15 protein-coding genes are annotated in these 15,902 nt (G+C 65.4%); 6 read left to right on the top strand and 9 right to left on the bottom strand.

Translation table 11 applies throughout. The features are described 5' to 3' along the window. Positions 1 to 51: 51 nt before the first annotated feature. On the bottom strand, positions 52 to 1,281 hold the full coding sequence (locus tag V1280_RS32660; protein ID WP_334534206.1) for an ABC transporter substrate-binding protein: 1,230 nt from the start codon (positions 1,279 to 1,281) through the stop codon (positions 52 to 54). 117 nt (positions 1,282 to 1,398) lie between these two features. Beyond that, a complete protein-coding gene (locus V1280_RS32655; protein ID WP_334534204.1) occupies positions 1,399 to 2,325 on the bottom strand; it encodes a class I SAM-dependent DNA methyltransferase in 927 nt (308 codons plus the stop codon). Between the two features lie 64 nt (positions 2,326 to 2,389). On the opposite strand from V1280_RS32655, the gene V1280_RS32650 reads away from it, so the two are divergent. From V1280_RS32650 to V1280_RS32635, 4 genes are all read left to right on the top strand, one after another. Continuing rightward, the gene (locus tag V1280_RS32650) at positions 2,390 to 3,427 is read left to right on the top strand and encodes a ligase-associated DNA damage response exonuclease (protein WP_334534201.1); all 1,038 of its coding nucleotides are present in this window, start codon (positions 2,390 to 2,392) and stop codon (positions 3,425 to 3,427) included. After that, positions 3,424 to 5,085 carry an ATP-dependent DNA ligase gene (locus V1280_RS32645; protein WP_334534198.1) on the top strand — a complete coding sequence of 554 codons (1,662 nt, stop codon included), beginning with the start codon at positions 3,424 to 3,426 and terminating at the stop codon, positions 5,083 to 5,085. Before V1280_RS32650 ends, V1280_RS32645 begins: the two co-directional genes overlap by 4 nt. Positions 5,086 to 5,377: 292 nt before the next feature. Further along, on the top strand, positions 5,378 to 5,680 hold the full coding sequence (locus tag V1280_RS32640; protein ID WP_334534196.1) for a DUF6460 domain-containing protein: 303 nt from the start codon (positions 5,378 to 5,380) through the stop codon (positions 5,678 to 5,680). Positions 5,681 to 5,761: 81 nt separating this feature from the next. Next, complete coding sequence (locus V1280_RS32635) at positions 5,762 to 7,087, top strand: MATE family efflux transporter (protein ID WP_334534193.1); 1,326 nt, start codon at positions 5,762 to 5,764, stop codon at positions 7,085 to 7,087. 125 nt (positions 7,088 to 7,212) lie between these two features. Here V1280_RS32635 and V1280_RS32630 read toward each other — a convergent pair whose 3' ends face one another. Together V1280_RS32630 and V1280_RS32625 are read right to left on the bottom strand one after the other, a co-directional pair. Continuing rightward, positions 7,213 to 8,310 (bottom strand): quinone-dependent dihydroorotate dehydrogenase, encoded by a 1,098-nt coding sequence (locus V1280_RS32630; protein ID WP_334534190.1) that lies wholly within the window; start codon positions 8,308 to 8,310, stop codon positions 7,213 to 7,215. Beyond that, on the bottom strand, positions 8,307 to 8,651 hold the full coding sequence (locus V1280_RS32625) for a DUF952 domain-containing protein (protein WP_334534187.1): 345 nt from the start codon (positions 8,649 to 8,651) through the stop codon (positions 8,307 to 8,309). The genes V1280_RS32630 and V1280_RS32625 overlap by 4 nt, the downstream gene beginning before the upstream one ends. Positions 8,652 to 8,831: 180 nt before the next feature. Between V1280_RS32625 and V1280_RS32620 the strand changes: the two genes are divergently transcribed. Next, on the top strand, positions 8,832 to 9,485 hold the full coding sequence (locus tag V1280_RS32620) for a S24 family peptidase (RefSeq protein ID WP_334534184.1): 654 nt from the start codon (positions 8,832 to 8,834) through the stop codon (positions 9,483 to 9,485). 197 nt (positions 9,486 to 9,682) lie between these two features. On the opposite strand, the gene V1280_RS32615 is transcribed toward V1280_RS32620, so the two are convergent. From V1280_RS32615 to V1280_RS32595, 5 genes are all read right to left on the bottom strand, one after another. Next, positions 9,683 to 11,326: a lysine--tRNA ligase gene (locus V1280_RS32615; RefSeq protein WP_334534181.1), complete on the bottom strand. Its 1,644-nt coding sequence runs from the start codon at positions 11,324 to 11,326 to the stop codon at positions 9,683 to 9,685. Between the two features lie 177 nt (positions 11,327 to 11,503). Beyond that, a complete protein-coding gene (locus V1280_RS32610) occupies positions 11,504 to 12,451 on the bottom strand; it encodes a transporter substrate-binding domain-containing protein (RefSeq protein WP_334534179.1) in 948 nt (315 codons plus the stop codon). Between the two features lie 92 nt (positions 12,452 to 12,543). Beyond that, on the bottom strand, positions 12,544 to 13,134 hold the full coding sequence (locus V1280_RS32605) for an SCO family protein (RefSeq protein ID WP_334534177.1): 591 nt from the start codon (positions 13,132 to 13,134) through the stop codon (positions 12,544 to 12,546). Between the two features lie 24 nt (positions 13,135 to 13,158). Then, on the bottom strand, positions 13,159 to 13,353 hold the full coding sequence (locus V1280_RS32600; RefSeq protein ID WP_334534174.1) for a hypothetical protein: 195 nt from the start codon (positions 13,351 to 13,353) through the stop codon (positions 13,159 to 13,161). 104 nt (positions 13,354 to 13,457) lie between these two features. Next, positions 13,458 to 13,979 carry a hypothetical protein gene (locus V1280_RS32595; protein ID WP_334534171.1) on the bottom strand — a complete coding sequence of 174 codons (522 nt, stop codon included), beginning with the start codon at positions 13,977 to 13,979 and terminating at the stop codon, positions 13,458 to 13,460. A 249-nt stretch (positions 13,980 to 14,228) separates the two neighbouring features. On the opposite strand from V1280_RS32595, the gene V1280_RS32590 reads away from it, so the two are divergent. Further along, a complete protein-coding gene (locus V1280_RS32590; RefSeq protein ID WP_334534168.1) occupies positions 14,229 to 15,899 on the top strand; it encodes an FAD-binding dehydrogenase in 1,671 nt (556 codons plus the stop codon). The last annotated feature ends 3 nt before the right edge of the window (positions 15,900 to 15,902 follow it).

Below are 15,902 nucleotides of genomic sequence, written 5' to 3'. Positions count from 1 at the left end.
GGCTTCACAGGTAAGCCGTGCCGGCGGGTTCGTCGAGGGGTGAGGAGGTCCCTACTCCGACATCGGCTTGTCCGAGATGTCCCAATCCGTGCCGCTGAAGATCGAGATGAACAGCGTCTTCATCGGCGTGTAGTCGTCGGGCGTGTAGTCGTAGGTGACGCCGTCGAGGAAATAGGGCGAGTGGAAGCCTTTCAGCGTGGAGGCCTGCTTCAGCACATTGGCGCGGGTGAGCTCGTCGCCGCAGCGGCGCAGGATCTCGCCCATGGTCACCGCCTGGCCGTAGCCGGCAAAGGCGATGGTATTGTCCTGATCGATCGCCGGCGTGTACTTCTTGCGCAGCTCCTCGAACGCCATCACGTCAGGGTCCTTCTCCCATTTCGGCAGGCCGACCTCCTTGTTGTAGCGGATGGCGACGATGCCGGCGGCGTTCTCGAGGCCCGCAGCATTGAGGATCGAGCGGCCGGTCGAGCCGGCCGACAACAGCTGCAGCGGCTTCCAGCCGAGCTCGGCCACTTTGCGGATCGACTGCGACGTCGCCTTGCCGGTGGTGATGTTGTAGAAAACATCCGCGCCCGATTTCGAGAGGTTGATCAGCTGGGAATCGACCGTGGGGTCGGTGAGATCGTAGGTCTGCTCCATGATGACCTGCGCGGTGCCGCCGGCGTCTGCCAGCACCTTCTTGAAGGGACCCAGGAAGTCGCGGCCGAAATCGTCGTTCTGGTAGAGGATACCGACCTTGGCATTCGGCTTCACGGCGACGACGTGCCGCGCCAGGATGCGCGCCTCGGTCGGATAGAGCGGCAGGCCCGCCATTGTCCATTTGAACTCCTTCGGGTTATTCCACTTCGACGCGCCGGTGTTGAGCAGCAGCTGCGGCACGCCCTTGGAGTTCAGATATTTGTGCACGGCGGTCTGCGGCGCGGTGCCGAGCGAGCCGTAGAGCGCGAGCACTTCCTCCTGCTCGACGAGCCGCCGCGTCGCCTCGACGCATTTCGGTGCGCTGTAGGCGTCGTCCATGGTGAGAAACTTGATCTTGCGGCCGTTGATGCCGCCCTTCTCGTTGAGCATCTGGAAATAGGCCTCGCCGATGCGCCCGAGCACGCCGTAGAGCGAGCCGGGGCCGGAATGCGGCACGGTCTGTCCGATCTTGATCTCGGTGTCGCTGGCGCCGGAATCGTATTTCTTCTCCGCGGCCCAGACGAAAGGCGCGGGCAGAACGGATGCGGCAATGGTGGCGAGCGCGGCGGCGCTGACATCGCGCCGCGATGGATTCCTGGTCATTGTTGTTTCTCTCCCTGGTGCGCGCATTGTGCTGGCTTCGCCGCACGGCTCGCAAGTAGGAAGTTCGTCGCTGGGCGACGCAATGACGCCAGAATTGCAGTGCGTTAGCGCCTAGACTCAAGTTTTCTCGGCAACGACGACGAGACCGCGCACCGGCTCGTTGTTCTCGATGCGCGGCGACGCCGGCTCCAATGTCAGAAGCTTGAGTCCGGCTTTCGCAATCGCACCGCGGACATATTCCGTGGAATGGGCATAGCGCAGGCCTTCACCGAGAACGATCCCGCTGCCGTCATGCGTCTCCAGCGTGAAGGCGAGCACGCCGCCGGTCGCAAGTACGCGCCTGGCCTCAGTCAGCACCGGCGCGAGATCGGAGAGATAGACGAACGCATCCGCGGCGACGACGAGGTTCGCGCTCGCATCACTCTTAGTGCGCAGGCCTTCGATCATGTCGGCGATTTCGAGCTCGGCATAGAGCTCGGTGGCGCGCGCCTCCTTGATCATGCCGGGCGACAGATCGATGCCGATGAAATAATCGACCTGCTTTGCGAAGGCCGCCGCCGCAAGCCCGGTGCCGCAGCCGAGATCGATGGTGCGTTTGAAAAACGCCGGCTTCTTCGCCGCGACGCGCGCGGCCAGCACCGCCTTGAAGATCAGGTTGGGGGCGCGATAGCCGAGATCGTTGATCAGCGCGTGCTCGAAGCGCGGCGCGTATTGGTCGAACAGCGCCTGCACATAGGCCTTCGGCATTTCGGAGAGCTGCGCATCGCCGAGCCGTATCAGATGCAGGCCGGCGCCGTGCTGATCCCCGGGATCGCAATCGCGCGCCTTGCGAAAGGCTGCGATTGCCTTGTCGCGCTCGCCGAGCTGCTGGCGGATTTCGCCGAGCGTGAACCAGGCCGAGGTGAAATGGGGCGCCAGCTCGATCGCCTGCTCGATGAGATCGGCGGCGGCGGGCAGATCGCCCTTGAGCTGGAGGTCGCGCGCGAACTCGAAACGGCGGTCGGCCATGAGATCGCCGGAGGTCAGAAACAGGCGGAGCGGCATTGGGAACCAGGAAGCGAAGCGGGTGGTGAGTAGAAGATGCGGTGGAGCGACCTATATATCAGGCATGCGCCCGCAAGACATCCTGCTGCCAACTGCTGACGGCCTGTGCTGCAAGCCCGGCGGCTTCCATATCGATCCTGTCCGCTCCGTGGACCGGGCCGTGATCACCCACGGCCATTCCGACCATGCCCGCGCCGGCCATGGCGCGGTGCTGGCGACGCAGGAAACGCTGGACATGATGCGGCTGCGCTATGGCGAGAATTTTGCGGGATCGACGCAAGTGATCAGCTATGGCGAGGAAATCCGGCTCGGCGACGTCAAGGTCAAGTTTCACCCGGCCGGCCACGTGCTGGGATCGGCGCAGATTGCCGTCACCTGCAAAGACACCTGCATCGTCGCCTCCGGCGACTACAAGGACGCGCCCGACCCGACCTGCGTCCCGTTCGAGCTGGTGCCCTGCGACGTCTTCATCACCGAGGCCACGTTTGGCCTGCCGGTGTTTCGCCATGGCGATGCGGCCCTTGAGGTGAAGAAGCTGCTCGCCTCCGTCGCGCTGTTTCCCGAGCGCGCCCATCTCGTCGGCGCCTATTCGCTCGGCAAGGCGCAGCGCGTGATCGCGCTGCTGCGCCTCGCCGGCTATGACGCGCCGATCTATCTGCACGGCGCGATGGAGAAGATCACGTCCTACTACCAGAGCCGCGGCATCGAACTCGGCGAGCTGCGGCCGGCGGCCGGCATGAAGAAGGCGGCGCTGGCCGGCACCATCACGCTCGCACCGCCGTCGGCGACATCTGATATCTGGGCGCGGCGCTTCCCTGATCCCGTCACTGCCTTCGCCTCGGGTTGGATGCGCGTGCGCGCCCGTGCGCGACAGGGCGGCGTCGAACTGCCGCTGGTGATCTCCGACCACGCCGATTGGGACGGCCTCACCGCGACGATCACGACAACCGGCGCCGGCGAGATCTGGGTCACCCACGGCCAGGAAGACGCGCTGGTTCATTGGTGCAAGACGCAAGGCCTGCGCGCGCAGCCGCTCGATCTCGTCGGGTATGGCGAAGAGGAGGAGAGCGAGACGCCACCTCACGGCGAGGCCGAGGCATGAACCGCTTCGCCGAACTCCTGGACCGCCTCGCCTACGAGCCCGGCCGCAACAACAAGCTGCGGCTGCTCACCGGCTATTTTCGCGAGGTCGGCGACCCCGACCGCGGCTACGCACTGGCCGCGCTCACCGGCGCGCTGAGTTTCAAGCACGCCAAGCCCGCGCTGATCCGCGACCTCATTGCTTCACGGGCGGATGAGGTGCTGTTCGGGTTGAGTTACGACTATGTCGGCGACCTCTCGGAGACGGTGGCGCTGATGTGGCCGAAGGCGGCGATGGCCGCCCACAACAACCCGCCTCCCCCGACCCTGACCGAAGTCGTCACCACGTTGCGCACGCTCGGCAAGACCGAGCTGCCAAAACAGCTCGAACGCTGGCTCGACGAGCTCGACGAGACTGGCCGCTGGGCGCTGCTAAAACTCGTCACCGGCGCGTTGCGTATCGGCATTTCCGCGCGTCTGGCGAAGACGGCGGCCGCCGCACTCGGCGACAAGGACCCGCATGAGGTCGAGCTGATCTGGCCGGGTCTCTCCCCGCCCTATCTCGACCTGTTCGCCTGGCTGGAAGGCCGCGCCGAAAAGCCGGTCAATCGCGATCCCGCGCCGTTCCGCCCCGTGATGCTGGCGCATGCGATCGAGGACAGCGATTTCGCGAGCCTCGATCCTGCCGACTACGTCGCCGAGTGGAAATGGGACGGCATCCGCGTGCAGGCGGTCGCCGGCCGCGACGAGCACGACAAAATCACGGCGCGGCTTTATTCGCGCACCGGCGAGGACATCACGGGAAGCTTTCCGGATCTGGTGCCGTCGCTGCGCCTGCCCGGCGCGATCGACGGCGAGCTGCTGATCCTGCGCGAGGGCCGCGTGCAAAGCTTCAACGTCCTGCAGCAGCGGCTCAACCGCAAGGCCGTCTCGCCGAAGCTGATCAAGGAGTTTCCGATCCATTTGCGCGCCTATGATCTGCTTGGCGATGACGAGAACGACCTGCGCGAGCTGCCGTTTGCGGAGCGGCGCGAGCGGCTGGAGACGTTCATCGAGAAACTTAGCGATCCCCGCATCGATCTCTCGCCCACCGTTCCCTTCGCGAGCTGGGAGGCGCTCACCGCCGCGCGCGCCGATCCCGCGAGCGCCGGCGCGGGCGAGGATGCCGACGCCGTCGAGGGCGTGATGCTGAAGCGACGCGATGCGCCTTATCTGCCGGGACGGCCGAAGGGACAGTGGTGGAAGTGGAAGCGCGATCCACACATCATCGATGCCGTGCTGATGTACGCCCAGCGCGGCCACGGCAAGCGCTCGTCCTATTATTCCGATTACACCTTTGGCGTCTGGACTGAAACCGAGAGCGGCGAGGAGCTGGTGCCGGTCGGAAAAGCCTATTTCGGCTTCACCGACGAGGAGCTGCTGCAGATCGATCGCTTCGTCCGCCGCAACACCACCGAAAAGTTCGGCCCCGTCCGCCACGTCGTGCACGAGGGCGACAAGGGGCTGGTGCTGGAGGTCGCCTTCGAGGGGCTGCAACGCTCGCCGCGACACAAATCCGGCGTCGCCATGCGCTTTCCCCGCATCAGCCGGCTCCGCTGGGACAAGCCGCCGCGGGAGGCCGACCGGCTGGAAACGCTTGAAAAAATGCTGAAAGCGGAAGCGGCGGAGATTGAAGCTTGAGGCGTGGCAAGTGCGCCCCCTCTCCCGCTTGCGGGAGAGGGTCGGGGAGAGGGTGTCTCCGCATTGGGATTCCCCCAGAGGTGAGAGCCCTCACCCGCGCCTTCGGCGCGACCTCTCCCGCATCCGCCTTCGCCAAGGCTTCGGCGGGACAAGCGCGGGAGTGGTTGCAGCGAGCCCGCGGGATGTGCTGCCCGAATTAAAATGCGGTAAGCTGATTGACGGCCCGATGAGGGTTCCCCATGTCCCCCGCCGTGACCTATAATCCGGGCGAATCCGCTCAAGGGAGTTTGAGATGGCCCACGACGTCAGAGATTTGCCGGCCGGCCGCAGCGATGGGCTGAACCGCTTTCTCGGCGGCTCGCCGCTGGCGGTCGCGTTTCGCCTGATCATGCTCTCGATCCTGGTCGGCGTCGTGCTGGCCGCGATCGGCTTCGATCCCTGGAATATTCTCATCAGCATTCGTCTGCTGTTCCAGCGTCTGTGGGATCTCGGCTTCGATGCCGTCAACTGGCTGTGGCGCTACTTCCTGCTCGGCGCGGTCATCGTGATCCCGATCTGGCTGCTGTCACGCGTGTTCGGCTCGCCGCGGCGCTAGCCGAAGAGCGCGCGGGCGATGCAATTGCGCCATGTCGGCCGTGATGGTGCAATCGGGCGTTTGGTCGGGTAGACGAAGCTGATGCACGCGCCCGTTCATCCCAACGTCGGCTCCCGACAGGTCTTCGCCATCGCCGGTCCCGCGATGGTCGCAAATCTCACCACGCCGCTGATTGGCGTGGTCTCGACCACCGCCATCGGCCGGCTCGACGATGCCGCGCTGCTCGGCGGCGTCGCGATGGCCTCCGTGATCTTCGACTGCCTGTTCTGGCTGTTCGGCTTCCTGCGCATGAGCACGCTCGCCTTCACCGCGCAGGCGCTCGGCGCCGGCGAGACGCGCGAGCAGACCGTGATCCTGGTGCGCGGCTTCATCGTCGCCGGCCTGATCGGCGGCGCGCTGATCGCGCTGCAATTGCCGCTGGCCGGCGCGCTGTTTGACCTGATGGGCGGCAGCGCGGGCGTGACGCGTGCCGCAAAAACCTATTTCATGATCCGGATCTGGTCGTCGCCGTTCGCCTTCGCCAACTACGTCATCCTCGGCTGGCTGGTCGGACAGGCCCGCGCCAATCCGGCGCTCGCGCTCCAGGTCGTGATCAACCTCATCAACATGGCAGCGACGATTCTGCTGGTGCTGGTCTACGACACCGGCATCGCCGGTGCGGCGATCGCCGCGCTGCTGTCGGAGGGCATCGGTTTCGTACTCGGCGTCATCGTCTGCCGGCGCTATGCGCATGGCGGCTTTGCCGTCCCCCGCGCGACGCTGTTCGATCGCGCAAAGCTGATGCGGCTGCTGGCGGTCAACTCCGACATCATGATCCGCACCGCGGCGCTGATCACCGTGTTTCTTTTCTTCACCGCCAAGGGCGCGCGCGCCGGCGATGTGACGCTGGCGGCGAACTCCGTGCTCAACAATTTCCTGCTGGTCAGCGCCTTCTTCCTCGACGGGCTCGCCAACGCCGCCCAGCAGCTCTGCGGCCGCACCTTTGGGGCGCGCGACGCCAAGGGTTTTGCCGATTCGACCCGGCTGGTGCTGCTGTGGGGCCTTGGCTTCGCCTTGGTCGTCGCGGTGCTGTTCGCGCTGTTCGGGCCGAACCTGATCAATTTCATGACCGCAAGCGAGGACGTCCGCCGCGCCGCGCGCGAATTCCTGGTGTTCATCGTGCTGGCGCCGGTCCCCGGCGTGTTCGCCTTCGGCTTCGACGGCATCTTTGTCGGCGCCACCTGGGCGCGCGAGATGCGCAACCTGATGCTGGCCTCGCTCGCGATCTTCGCAGGCGCGTGGTGGGCGCTGCAATCGTACGGCAATACCGGACTGTGGTGCGCGCTGATCGCGTTCTACGTCGCGCGTGGCGGATTGCAGGGCGCAAGGTATCCGGCGCTGTACCGGGCGACGTTCCAGAAGATCTAGCTCTCGTGTCCCGGACGCGCTGCAGCGTGGAACGCTGCTGCGCAGAGCCGGGACCCAGCGCTTGTGGGCCCCGGCTCTGCAGCGCACCGCTAAGAAGCGCTGCGCTGCGTCCGGGGCGCGAGAACCTACACCCCCGGCCAGTCCTCTGCGGTCAGCGTCGCCGCATCGGCGCCGACGATCTCGGAGAGCGAATCCCGGCCCGTGCGCAACAGCGTCGAAGTCAGATCGCGCTTGATCTCGTCGACGAGGCCGAGGCCCTTGTAGACCAGCGACGAATAAAGCTGGATCAGGCTCGCGCCGGCCCGGATCTTCGTCAGCGCCGCACCGCCGGAGTCCACGCCACCGACACCGATCAGCGGGAAGGCGCCCTCGACGCGGACATAGGTCTCCGCGACCATGCGCGTCGACAGGCGGAACAGCGGCCGGCCGGACAGGCCGCCCTGTTCCTTCGACCGCACTTCCTCACGCAACGTGCTCGGCCGCGCGATCGTCGTGTTCGACACGATCATGCCGTCGACCTTGCGCGAGCGCGCGACCTGCACGACGTCGTCGAGCTGGGCGAGGCTCAAATCAGGCGCGATCTTCAGCAGCACTGGCGTGTCGCCCGCCTTCTGGCGCACCCGCTCACGCGCTTCGATCACGCGGCCGAGCAGATCGTCGAGCAGCGCGCCTTCCTGCAGATTACGCAAGCCAGGCGTGTTCGGCGAGGAGACGTTGACGGTGAAATAGCTCGCGACCGGCGCAAAGGTCTCGATCAGCTTGACGTAGTCGCCGACACGATCCGGCGAATCCTTGTTGGCGCCGACATTGACGCCGACGATGCCGCCGTTCGCCGCGCGCGCGGCGAGCCGGCGCAGCGCGACCTCGGCACCGTCATTGTTGAAGCCCATGCGGTTGATGACCGCTTCGTCGCGTTCGAGCCGAAACAGCCGCGGCCGCGGATTGCCGGCCTGCGGCTTCGGCGTCACCGAGCCGATCTCGACGAAGCCGAAGCCGAGCCGCAGCAGCGCGTCCGGCACCTCCGCGCTCTTGTCGAAGCCCGCGGCCATCCCGATCGGGTTGGGAAAGTTGAGCCCGAACGCGCGCACCGCGAGTTTCGCGTCGTCCGGCCGCGGTTTTACGGGCGGCAGGAAGCGCAGGCCCTGGATCGCAAGGCGGTGCGCGTCCTCCGGATCGAGCCAGCGCAACACCGGCAGCGAGAAAGCGTCGAAAGCGCGGATCACGGGGCAAGCTCCGGGGTGTCGTGGCCGCCATCGGAGCGCATGTTGAGGTTCATCACCGAGAGCACGGCGCCGAGATCGAGCTCGCCATAGAGATGCGGAAACAGCTCCTCATTGCGCGAACGCTCCCAGCGGAGCTCGCGGCCGAGCGCGTCGCCGTCGACCTCGACCAGGAACAGCGCGCGCTGGCCGAAATAATGTTTTCGCAGGGTCTCGGGAACCTGGGCGGCGGTCGAGAAATGGATGAATCCGTCGCGCGAATCGTCCGCGCTGCCCCGATACACGCCCTGCCGTTCCGCCTCGCGCCAGGCCGAGGCCGGACAGATTTTGTAGATCTTGACCACCGCTTGCGGAGCCCTTTGAGTCTCTTGGATTTTTTCGTCTCTTGCGGGTCTGAAAACCCGGCGCGACGGTAAAGGCGGCCCCCTCCGAACTCAAGACTTAGCGGTGGCCCCTTGCGCGAAAAACGGAAAACCGGTTGATTTGAGGATAGTTTTCCTGAGTTGCGACGGGCTGGACCTTCCATGGTCAAACAGGCCAAAGCGCAGAGGATGCTGACCCACGACCAGATCTGGGCCGCGCTGGACCGGCTGGCCGCGCGCGCCGGACTGTCGTCGTCAGGCCTTGCCAAGCGGGCCGGGCTCGATCCCACCACCTTCAACAAGTCCAAGCGCGTCACCTCAGACGGCCGCGAACGCTGGCCCTCGACCGAATCGATCGCGAAGGCACTGGCGGCCGCCGAGTCTTCCATTGAGCTGTTCGCGAGGCTGATCGGTGATGGCGCGGGCGACGGCCGCTCCGTGCCACTGCTCGGCTTCGCACAGGCCAGCGCCAACGGCGCATTCGACGAGTCCGGCTTTCCATCCGGCAAAGGCTGGACCGAGATCGCGCTTCCGACTGCGGATGACAGCCACGCTTTTGCGCTGGAGATCTCCGGCGATGCGCTTCAACCGGCCTATCGCAACGGCGACGTCGTCCTGGTGTCGCCGGACACGCCGATCCGGAAAGGCGATCGCGTGGTGGTGAAGACGAAGGCGGGCGAAGTGACGCTCGCGATGCTGAAGCGCCGCACGGCGAAGGCAGTGGAATTGCAGCCGCTCGATGCGACGCAAGGAGAGCGGACGATGGCGGTCGGTGATGTCGCGTGGATCGCAAGGATCGTGTGGGCGAGCCAGTGAGTCGCAACGCAGTCGCCCCGCATTCAGTGTCGTCCCGGCGAACGCCGGGACCCATAACCACAGGGAGAAGTTTTGCGAAAGGAAGGAGTTACGCGCTCTTCGGTACCAAGACCGCCATTCCTCGAGAGATCACGCGGTATGGGTCCCGGCGTTCGCCGGGACGACAGCGGTGTGTGGAGCAAGGAGTAACCCGCCCCTCACGCACTCCGCGCCAGCGCGCCGTCGATCATGTTGACCGCGTTCTGCACGCCATACACCGCCACGAACGAGCCGAAGCGCGGGCCCTTCTCCTGGCCAAGCAGCACCTGGTAGAGCATGTTGAACCAGTCGAGCGTGACGCCGGGGCGGCCGTCCTTGCCCTTCTTGACCTGGTCGAGGAACGGCTCGCGGCGGCCGATCTCGTAGACGACGTTCTGGATGTCCTCGGCGGAGGCGTCCGCCGGGAGCTGCGACAACGCATCGCGCAGGTCCTGCAGCGCGGCGCGTTCGACGTCGGTCGGTTGGCGGAACGTCTTCGTCGGCGCGACGAAATCGCGGTAATAGTTGATGGCGTAGCCGACCATCGCGTCGAGCTTGGGATGCGTCTGCGGGCTCACGCCGGGACGGTAGCGGCCGATGAAACCCCACAGCGTCTCGGCGTTTTCCGCGTTAGACGACGACACCAGCGTCAACAGGAGCTGGAACGTCACGGGCATGTCGGCCTTCGGCGGATGGCCATAATGGATGTGCCAGACGGGATTGCCGAGCTGCTGCTTGTCGTCCTGCCTGGCAAAGCCCTCGCTGAATTGCTGATAGTCGTCGACTTGGCGCGGGATGACGTCGAAGAACAGCCGCTTCGCCGCCTTCGGCTCACGATACATGAACAGCGACAGTGATTCCGGCGAGGCATAGCGCAGCCATTCGTCGATGGTGAGGCCGTTGCCCTTCGACTTCGATATCTTCTGGCCCTGCTCGTCGAGGAAGAGCTCGTAGTTAAAACCTTCGGGTGGCGTGCCGCCGAGCGCCCTGGCGATGGCGCCGGACAGCTTCACCGAGTCGATCAGATCCTTGCCGGCCATCTCGTAGTCGACGCCGAGCGCGACCCAGCGCATCGCCCAATCGGCCTTCCACTGGCACTTGACGTTGCCGCCGGTGACCGGCGTCTCGACTTCCTCGTTGGTATCGGGATCGACATAGGTCACCGTGCCCGCGGCGACGTCGCGGCGGATCATCGGCACTTGCAGCACGACACCGGTGGTCTTGCTGATGGGGAGGAACGGCGAATAGGTGGCGCGGCGATCGGGGCCGAGCGTCGGGAGGATGATCGCCATGACCTGATCGTAGGCGGCGAGCATCTTGAGCAGCGTCGCGTCGAAGCGGCCGGACTTGTAATAGACGGTCGAGCTTGCAAACTCGTAGTCGAAGCCGAAATGATCCAGGAACGCGCGAAGGCGCGCGTTGTTGGCGTCACCGAACGACGGATGCTCGTTCGAGAACGGGTCGGGCACCGCCGTGAGCGGCCGCCCCAGATATTGCGCCAGCAGATCCTTGTTCGGCACGTTGTCCGGCACCTTGCGGAAACCGTCCATGTCGTCGGAGAACGCGAGCAGGCGCGTCTTGATCTTATCCTCGGTCAGCACGCGGAAGGCATGGCGCACCATCGAGGTGCGCGCGACCTCGCCGAACGTGCCGATATGCGGCAGGCCGGACGGGCCGTAACCGGTCTCGAACAGCACCTCGTCCTTCGGGCTTTTCTCCAGCCGCGCGACAATGGCCTTCGCCTGCTCGAACGGCCAGGCGTTGGATTGTTCGGCGAGCGCGCGAAGATCGCTCGGGCTCATGTTGGGATCGATAACGGACATCAAGGGGCCTCCGGGCCGCGGAAAATAGCGATTTCCGGGCAGAATGCAAAAGTTGGTGCGCAACTATTGCGGAATCGTAGGGTGGGCAAAGCGAAGCGTGCCCACCACTCCTGAAGACGTGGGCACGGCGCTCACGCGCCTTTGCCCACCCTACGGCAGCTCGCTCGCCGCAAGCGATTAGAACGGACTCACCGAGAAATACCGCAGCCACAAATCGGTATAGCGGCCTTTTTCCCAGACGCGGAACAGGGCCCAGTTCAGGGCCTGGCGCAGCACGTCGTTGCCCTTGCGGACGGCGATGCCGATGCCCTCGCCGAAGAAGCGGCTCTCGACGAAGGGGCCGCCGGAGAAGGCGCAGCAATCGCCGGAATCGGTGCCGTTGATCCAGAACGCCAGCGAGATGGCATCGCCGAAGATGAAATCGACCTCGCCCTTACGGAGTGCTGCGCGCAACGCGTCGTCATTGGGATAGCCGTGCAGCTCGGCATCGGTGAACATCGCCTTGAGATAGGCCTCATGCGCGGAGCCCGCGATGACGCCGACCTTCTTGCCTTCGAGATATTCGGGACGGATCTCCGGCATCACCGCATCCTTGCGCGAGGCGAAGCGCGCCGGCACGCGGTAATAGGGATCGGTGAAATCGACGCGCGCGCGCAGCTGCGGGCTCACCGCCATGGACGCAATGATGGCGTCGCCGCGGTTCGAGGTGAGCGCGTCGACCAGCGTCTCGAAGCGGCGCATCTGCACCGTGCAGGTGACCTTGATCTCCTCACAAAGAGACCGTGCGAGATCGACATTGAAGCCGGCCGGATAGCCATCGGCACCGGTGTAGTTGAACGGCGGGTAGTCGGTCTCGGTCAGGAAGCGGATCACGGTCAGGCGCGACAGGTCCGGCCGCTCCGGGCGCCGCCGCGGGTCCCAGAAGCCGGGCACGGCCTGGGGGGCAGCTTGAGGCGCGGCTTGAGGGGCGACCTGGGTTGTGGCTTGAGGCGCCGTCGGGGGCTGCTTGGCCGGAGCCTGCGCGCGCGCGCCGGGCAGGCTGGCGAGCAGGCACGCGGCAACGGCCAGCCCGGTCAGCAAGCCACGGGCAGATTTGGACGATTTCGCCTGTTGCGATGGAGCCATCGGCCGAAAATGAACGAATTTCGTTGGGATCGGAGGGCCTTATAGACCATCCGGCCGGGAACGCGAGCGCCGATTGCAGTTAACCGGAGGCCTCAGAGATACCGCTTCAGCTCGGTCGCGGCCTCTTCGGGGGTCCGCTTCAGGTTGAACGGCGAGACGAAACGGCCGTCGCGGTCCATCAGGTAGATCAGCGCGGTGTGGTCCATGGTGTAGTCGCCGTCCTTGGTCGGGACCTTCTTGGCATAGACCCGGTAGGAGGTGATCACCTTGGCGGTCTCGGCGGGATCGCCGCTGAGGCCCTCGAGGTGCGGATCGAAGCTCGAGAGATAGTCTTTCATGGTCGCGGGCGTGTCGCGCTCGGGATCGACCGAGATGAAGACGGCGTTGACCTTGTCGGCGTCCTTGCCCATCGCGCGCAGCACCTCCGACATCTCGAACAGCGAGGTCGGGCAAACATCAGGGCAATGGGTGTAGCCGAAGAAAATCAGCGTCGGCTTGCCCTTGAGGTCCTTGTCGGTGAAGGCCTTGCCGGCCTGGTCGGTGAGCTGGAACGGGCCGCCGATCGCGGCCGGCTGCGCCACCTTGCCGACCCCGCCCATGGCCCAGAACAGCACCAGCAGACCGACGACGAGGCTCGAGGCGAAGGCGGTCGCGATCACCAGCGGACGGGCGGTGGAACTCATGAGCGGAAAACTTCCTGTCGCGGATCAGAAGCAGGCGGCAAAGCCGGTCCTGATCATTTCGAAGAACACCTGGGAGCCGTAGTGGAACCAGAGCGCGAGCGCGCCGATCACCATCAGCCCACCGACACCACCGCCGGCCCACAGCAGCACGGATGACGTGCGCCCGGCATTGGGCGAATTGTCCTCTATCGGATGGGCCGGGTGCAGTGGTTGAGCCATGATCGGGGCGAAGGCCTCGGTTCCCAAGCCTTCAGATAAGCTTTGGCCCGCCTGCGAGCAAGACGCCGCGGGCGGGCCAGAACGATCCCCTCAGGCCGAGACTATCAGTGCAGGAGCTGACCCCGGGCGGATTCCAGCTGGTCCGCTTGCGGGAGAGGCTGGCGCGACGGCTTGTTGGCCGAGGCCTGCGCGTCCAGGTAGCAGGGCTTGTACATGGCCTGGAGCTGCCTGCCCCTCAGGAACAGCATGTGCGGCGTGAGGCCGCCGCGATGCGAGATCCAGCGCTTCACCTGCGAGGGATACATCGCATAGAGCATCTGGGTCGCCTCGGCGTTGGTGACGGCGCGGCCGTTGTTGCCGAAATCCCAGGCGGCGTGGAAGCCGAGTGTCGCGTTCGAGGTGACGCAGATTCGGTCGTGCGGGATGGCGCCGAGGACGATGGTGCAGGCGGAAGCGCAGAGGCCGTCGATAATGACGGTGTCGCCGGACTGGCGCAGGTCCTGGTATTTGTCGACGTAGGTTCCGATCCGGCCGCCGCGGTCATCCGCGATTCGAACCACCGCGTGAGACGCCCCCATGCAAGCGATCAAGAGAACCGCCGCAAGCAACCCCGTCAGAAACTTCATTGGCCCCCGCCCCAGTCGAATTCGAATCTGTGTGTCAGGTGGTGATGCGCGTACAGCGTCTGTCGTAACCGTGGTTTTGTCTAGGCAGGCCGGCTCACTCAAAACAAATTCAAATCCAGTGTTGCGTCCGCGCTGCACTCAGCCAGCCTCAATCCCAAAGTGGAACAAGTTAACGATGTCTTACGCGACAAGCCCTTGATCTCAGTTGCAACCGCTGGCTTCAATCCGGGCAACTACAGGGGGGAACTCATGGCCGGGCATTCGACTGAGCAGGCTGACGTCATTGTCGTCGGCGGAGGACTATCGGGACTGGTGGCGGCGACCGAGATTGCCGATTCCGGCAAGCGCGTGATCGTGGTCGACCAGGAAGGCGAGCAGTCGCTCGGCGGCCAGGCGTTCTGGTCGTTCGGCGGATTGTTTCTGGTGAACTCGCCGGAACAGCGCCGGCTCGGCATCAAGGACTCCTTTGAACTTGCGATGCAGGACTGGCTCGGCACCGCCGGCTTCGACCGCGACGAGGATTTCTGGCCGCGCCAATGGGCCGAGGCCTATGTGGCGTTCGCCGCCGGCGAGAAGCGCGACTGGCTGCGCGCGATGGGGCATCGCATCTTCCCGGTGGTCGGCTGGGCCGAGCGCGGCGGCTATGACGCGATGGGCCACGGCAATTCGGTGCCGCGCTTTCATGTCACCTGGGGCACCGGCCCCGGCATCGTCGAGCCGTTCGAGCGCCGCGCGCGCGACGCCGCCAAGAGCGGCCGGCTGATCTTCAAGTTCCGCCATCGCGTCGATGCACTCTCGATCAGCAACGGCACGGTGGACGGCGTCAGCGGCGCCATTCTCGAAGCCGACAGCGTCGAGCGCGGCAGGAGCTCATCACGCACTGTCGTCGGCGAGTTCGCGCTGAAGGCGCAGGCCGTGATCGTGGCGTCCGGGGGCATCGGCGGCAATCATGATCTGGTACGCGCGAATTGGCCGCAGCGGCTCGGTGAGCCGCCGAAATTCATGATCTCCGGCGTGCCAGAGCATGTCGACGGCCGCATGATCGTCATCACCGAAAAATCAGGCGCGCGGCTGATCAACCGCGACCGCATGTGGCACTATGTCGAGGGCATCCAGAACTGGTCACCGATCTGGCCGCGCCACGGTATCCGCATCCTGCCCGGCCCGTCCTCGATGTGGTTCGACGCCACAGGCACGCGGCTGCCGGCACCGCTGTTCCCCGGCTCGGACACGCTCGGCCAGCTCAAATACATCATGTCGACCGGCTATGATTATTCCTGGTTCATCCTGACGCAGGCCATCATCAAGAAGGAGTTTGCGCTGTCGGGCTCGGAGCAGAATCCGGATCTCACGGGCAAGAGCTGGCGCATGACCTTGCGCCGCGCCACCAACAAGGGCGCGCCGGCGCCGGTGGAGGCGTTCAAAAGCCACGGTGTCGACTTCATCGTGCGCGACAAGATCGAGGACCTCGTCGCGGAGATGAACAAGCTCGCCGGCAACGACCTGCTCAAGCTCGACGAGATCCGGATGCAGATCGAGGCGCGCGACCGCGAGATCGCCAACCCCTACGTCAAGGATGCGCAGGTGATGAACATCCACAATGCGCGGCGTTACATCGGCGACAAGCTGATCCGCACGGCGTCGCCGCATCGCATCCTCGATCCCGCGCAGGGGCCGCTGATCGCGGTCAAGCTCAACATCCTGACCCGCAAGACGCTGGGCGGCTTCGAGACCGATCTCGACTCGCGCGTGTTCGGCGAGGAAGGACAGATCATCCCCGGCCTCTATGCGGTCGGCGAAGCCGCCGGCTTCGGCGGCGGCGGCATGCATGGCTATCGCTCGCTGGAGGGCACGTTCCTCGGCGGCTGCCTGTTCTCGGGCCGCAATGCCGGCCGCGCGGCAGCGAAAGCGGTGGGATAGATC

This window comes from Bradyrhizobium sp. AZCC 2230 (assembly GCF_036924495.1).
GTDB classification, from domain to species: Bacteria; Pseudomonadota; Alphaproteobacteria; order Rhizobiales; family Xanthobacteraceae; genus Bradyrhizobium; species Bradyrhizobium rifense.
This window is presented reverse-complemented; position numbering and strand designations above follow the sequence as displayed.

Coding starts and splice junctions, on each gene's coding strand:
- V1280_RS32600 (WP_334534174.1), bottom strand. CDS start 13,353: ATGGCTCAACCACTGCACCCGGCCCATCCGATAGAGGACAATTCGCCC.
- V1280_RS32610 (WP_334534179.1), bottom strand. CDS start 12,451: ATGGCTCCATCGCAACAGGCGAAATCGTCCAAATCTGCCCGTGGCTTG.
- V1280_RS32595 (WP_334534171.1), bottom strand. CDS start 13,979: ATGAAGTTTCTGACGGGGTTGCTTGCGGCGGTTCTCTTGATCGCTTGC.
- V1280_RS32645 (WP_334534198.1), top strand. CDS start 3,424: ATGAACCGCTTCGCCGAACTCCTGGACCGCCTCGCCTACGAGCCCGGC.
- V1280_RS32635 (WP_334534193.1), top strand. CDS start 5,762: ATGCACGCGCCCGTTCATCCCAACGTCGGCTCCCGACAGGTCTTCGCC.
- V1280_RS32660 (WP_334534206.1), bottom strand. CDS start 1,281: ATGACCAGGAATCCATCGCGGCGCGATGTCAGCGCCGCCGCGCTCGCC.
- V1280_RS32605 (WP_334534177.1), bottom strand. CDS start 13,134: ATGAGTTCCACCGCCCGTCCGCTGGTGATCGCGACCGCCTTCGCCTCG.
- V1280_RS32650 (WP_334534201.1), top strand. CDS start 2,390: ATGCGCCCGCAAGACATCCTGCTGCCAACTGCTGACGGCCTGTGCTGC.
- V1280_RS32615 (WP_334534181.1), bottom strand. CDS start 11,326: ATGTCCGTTATCGATCCCAACATGAGCCCGAGCGATCTTCGCGCGCTC.
- V1280_RS32620 (WP_334534184.1), top strand. CDS start 8,832: ATGGTCAAACAGGCCAAAGCGCAGAGGATGCTGACCCACGACCAGATC.
- V1280_RS32655 (WP_334534204.1), bottom strand. CDS start 2,325: ATGCCGCTCCGCCTGTTTCTGACCTCCGGCGATCTCATGGCCGACCGC.
- V1280_RS32590 (WP_334534168.1), top strand. CDS start 14,229: ATGGCCGGGCATTCGACTGAGCAGGCTGACGTCATTGTCGTCGGCGGA.
- V1280_RS32640 (WP_334534196.1), top strand. CDS start 5,378: ATGGCCCACGACGTCAGAGATTTGCCGGCCGGCCGCAGCGATGGGCTG.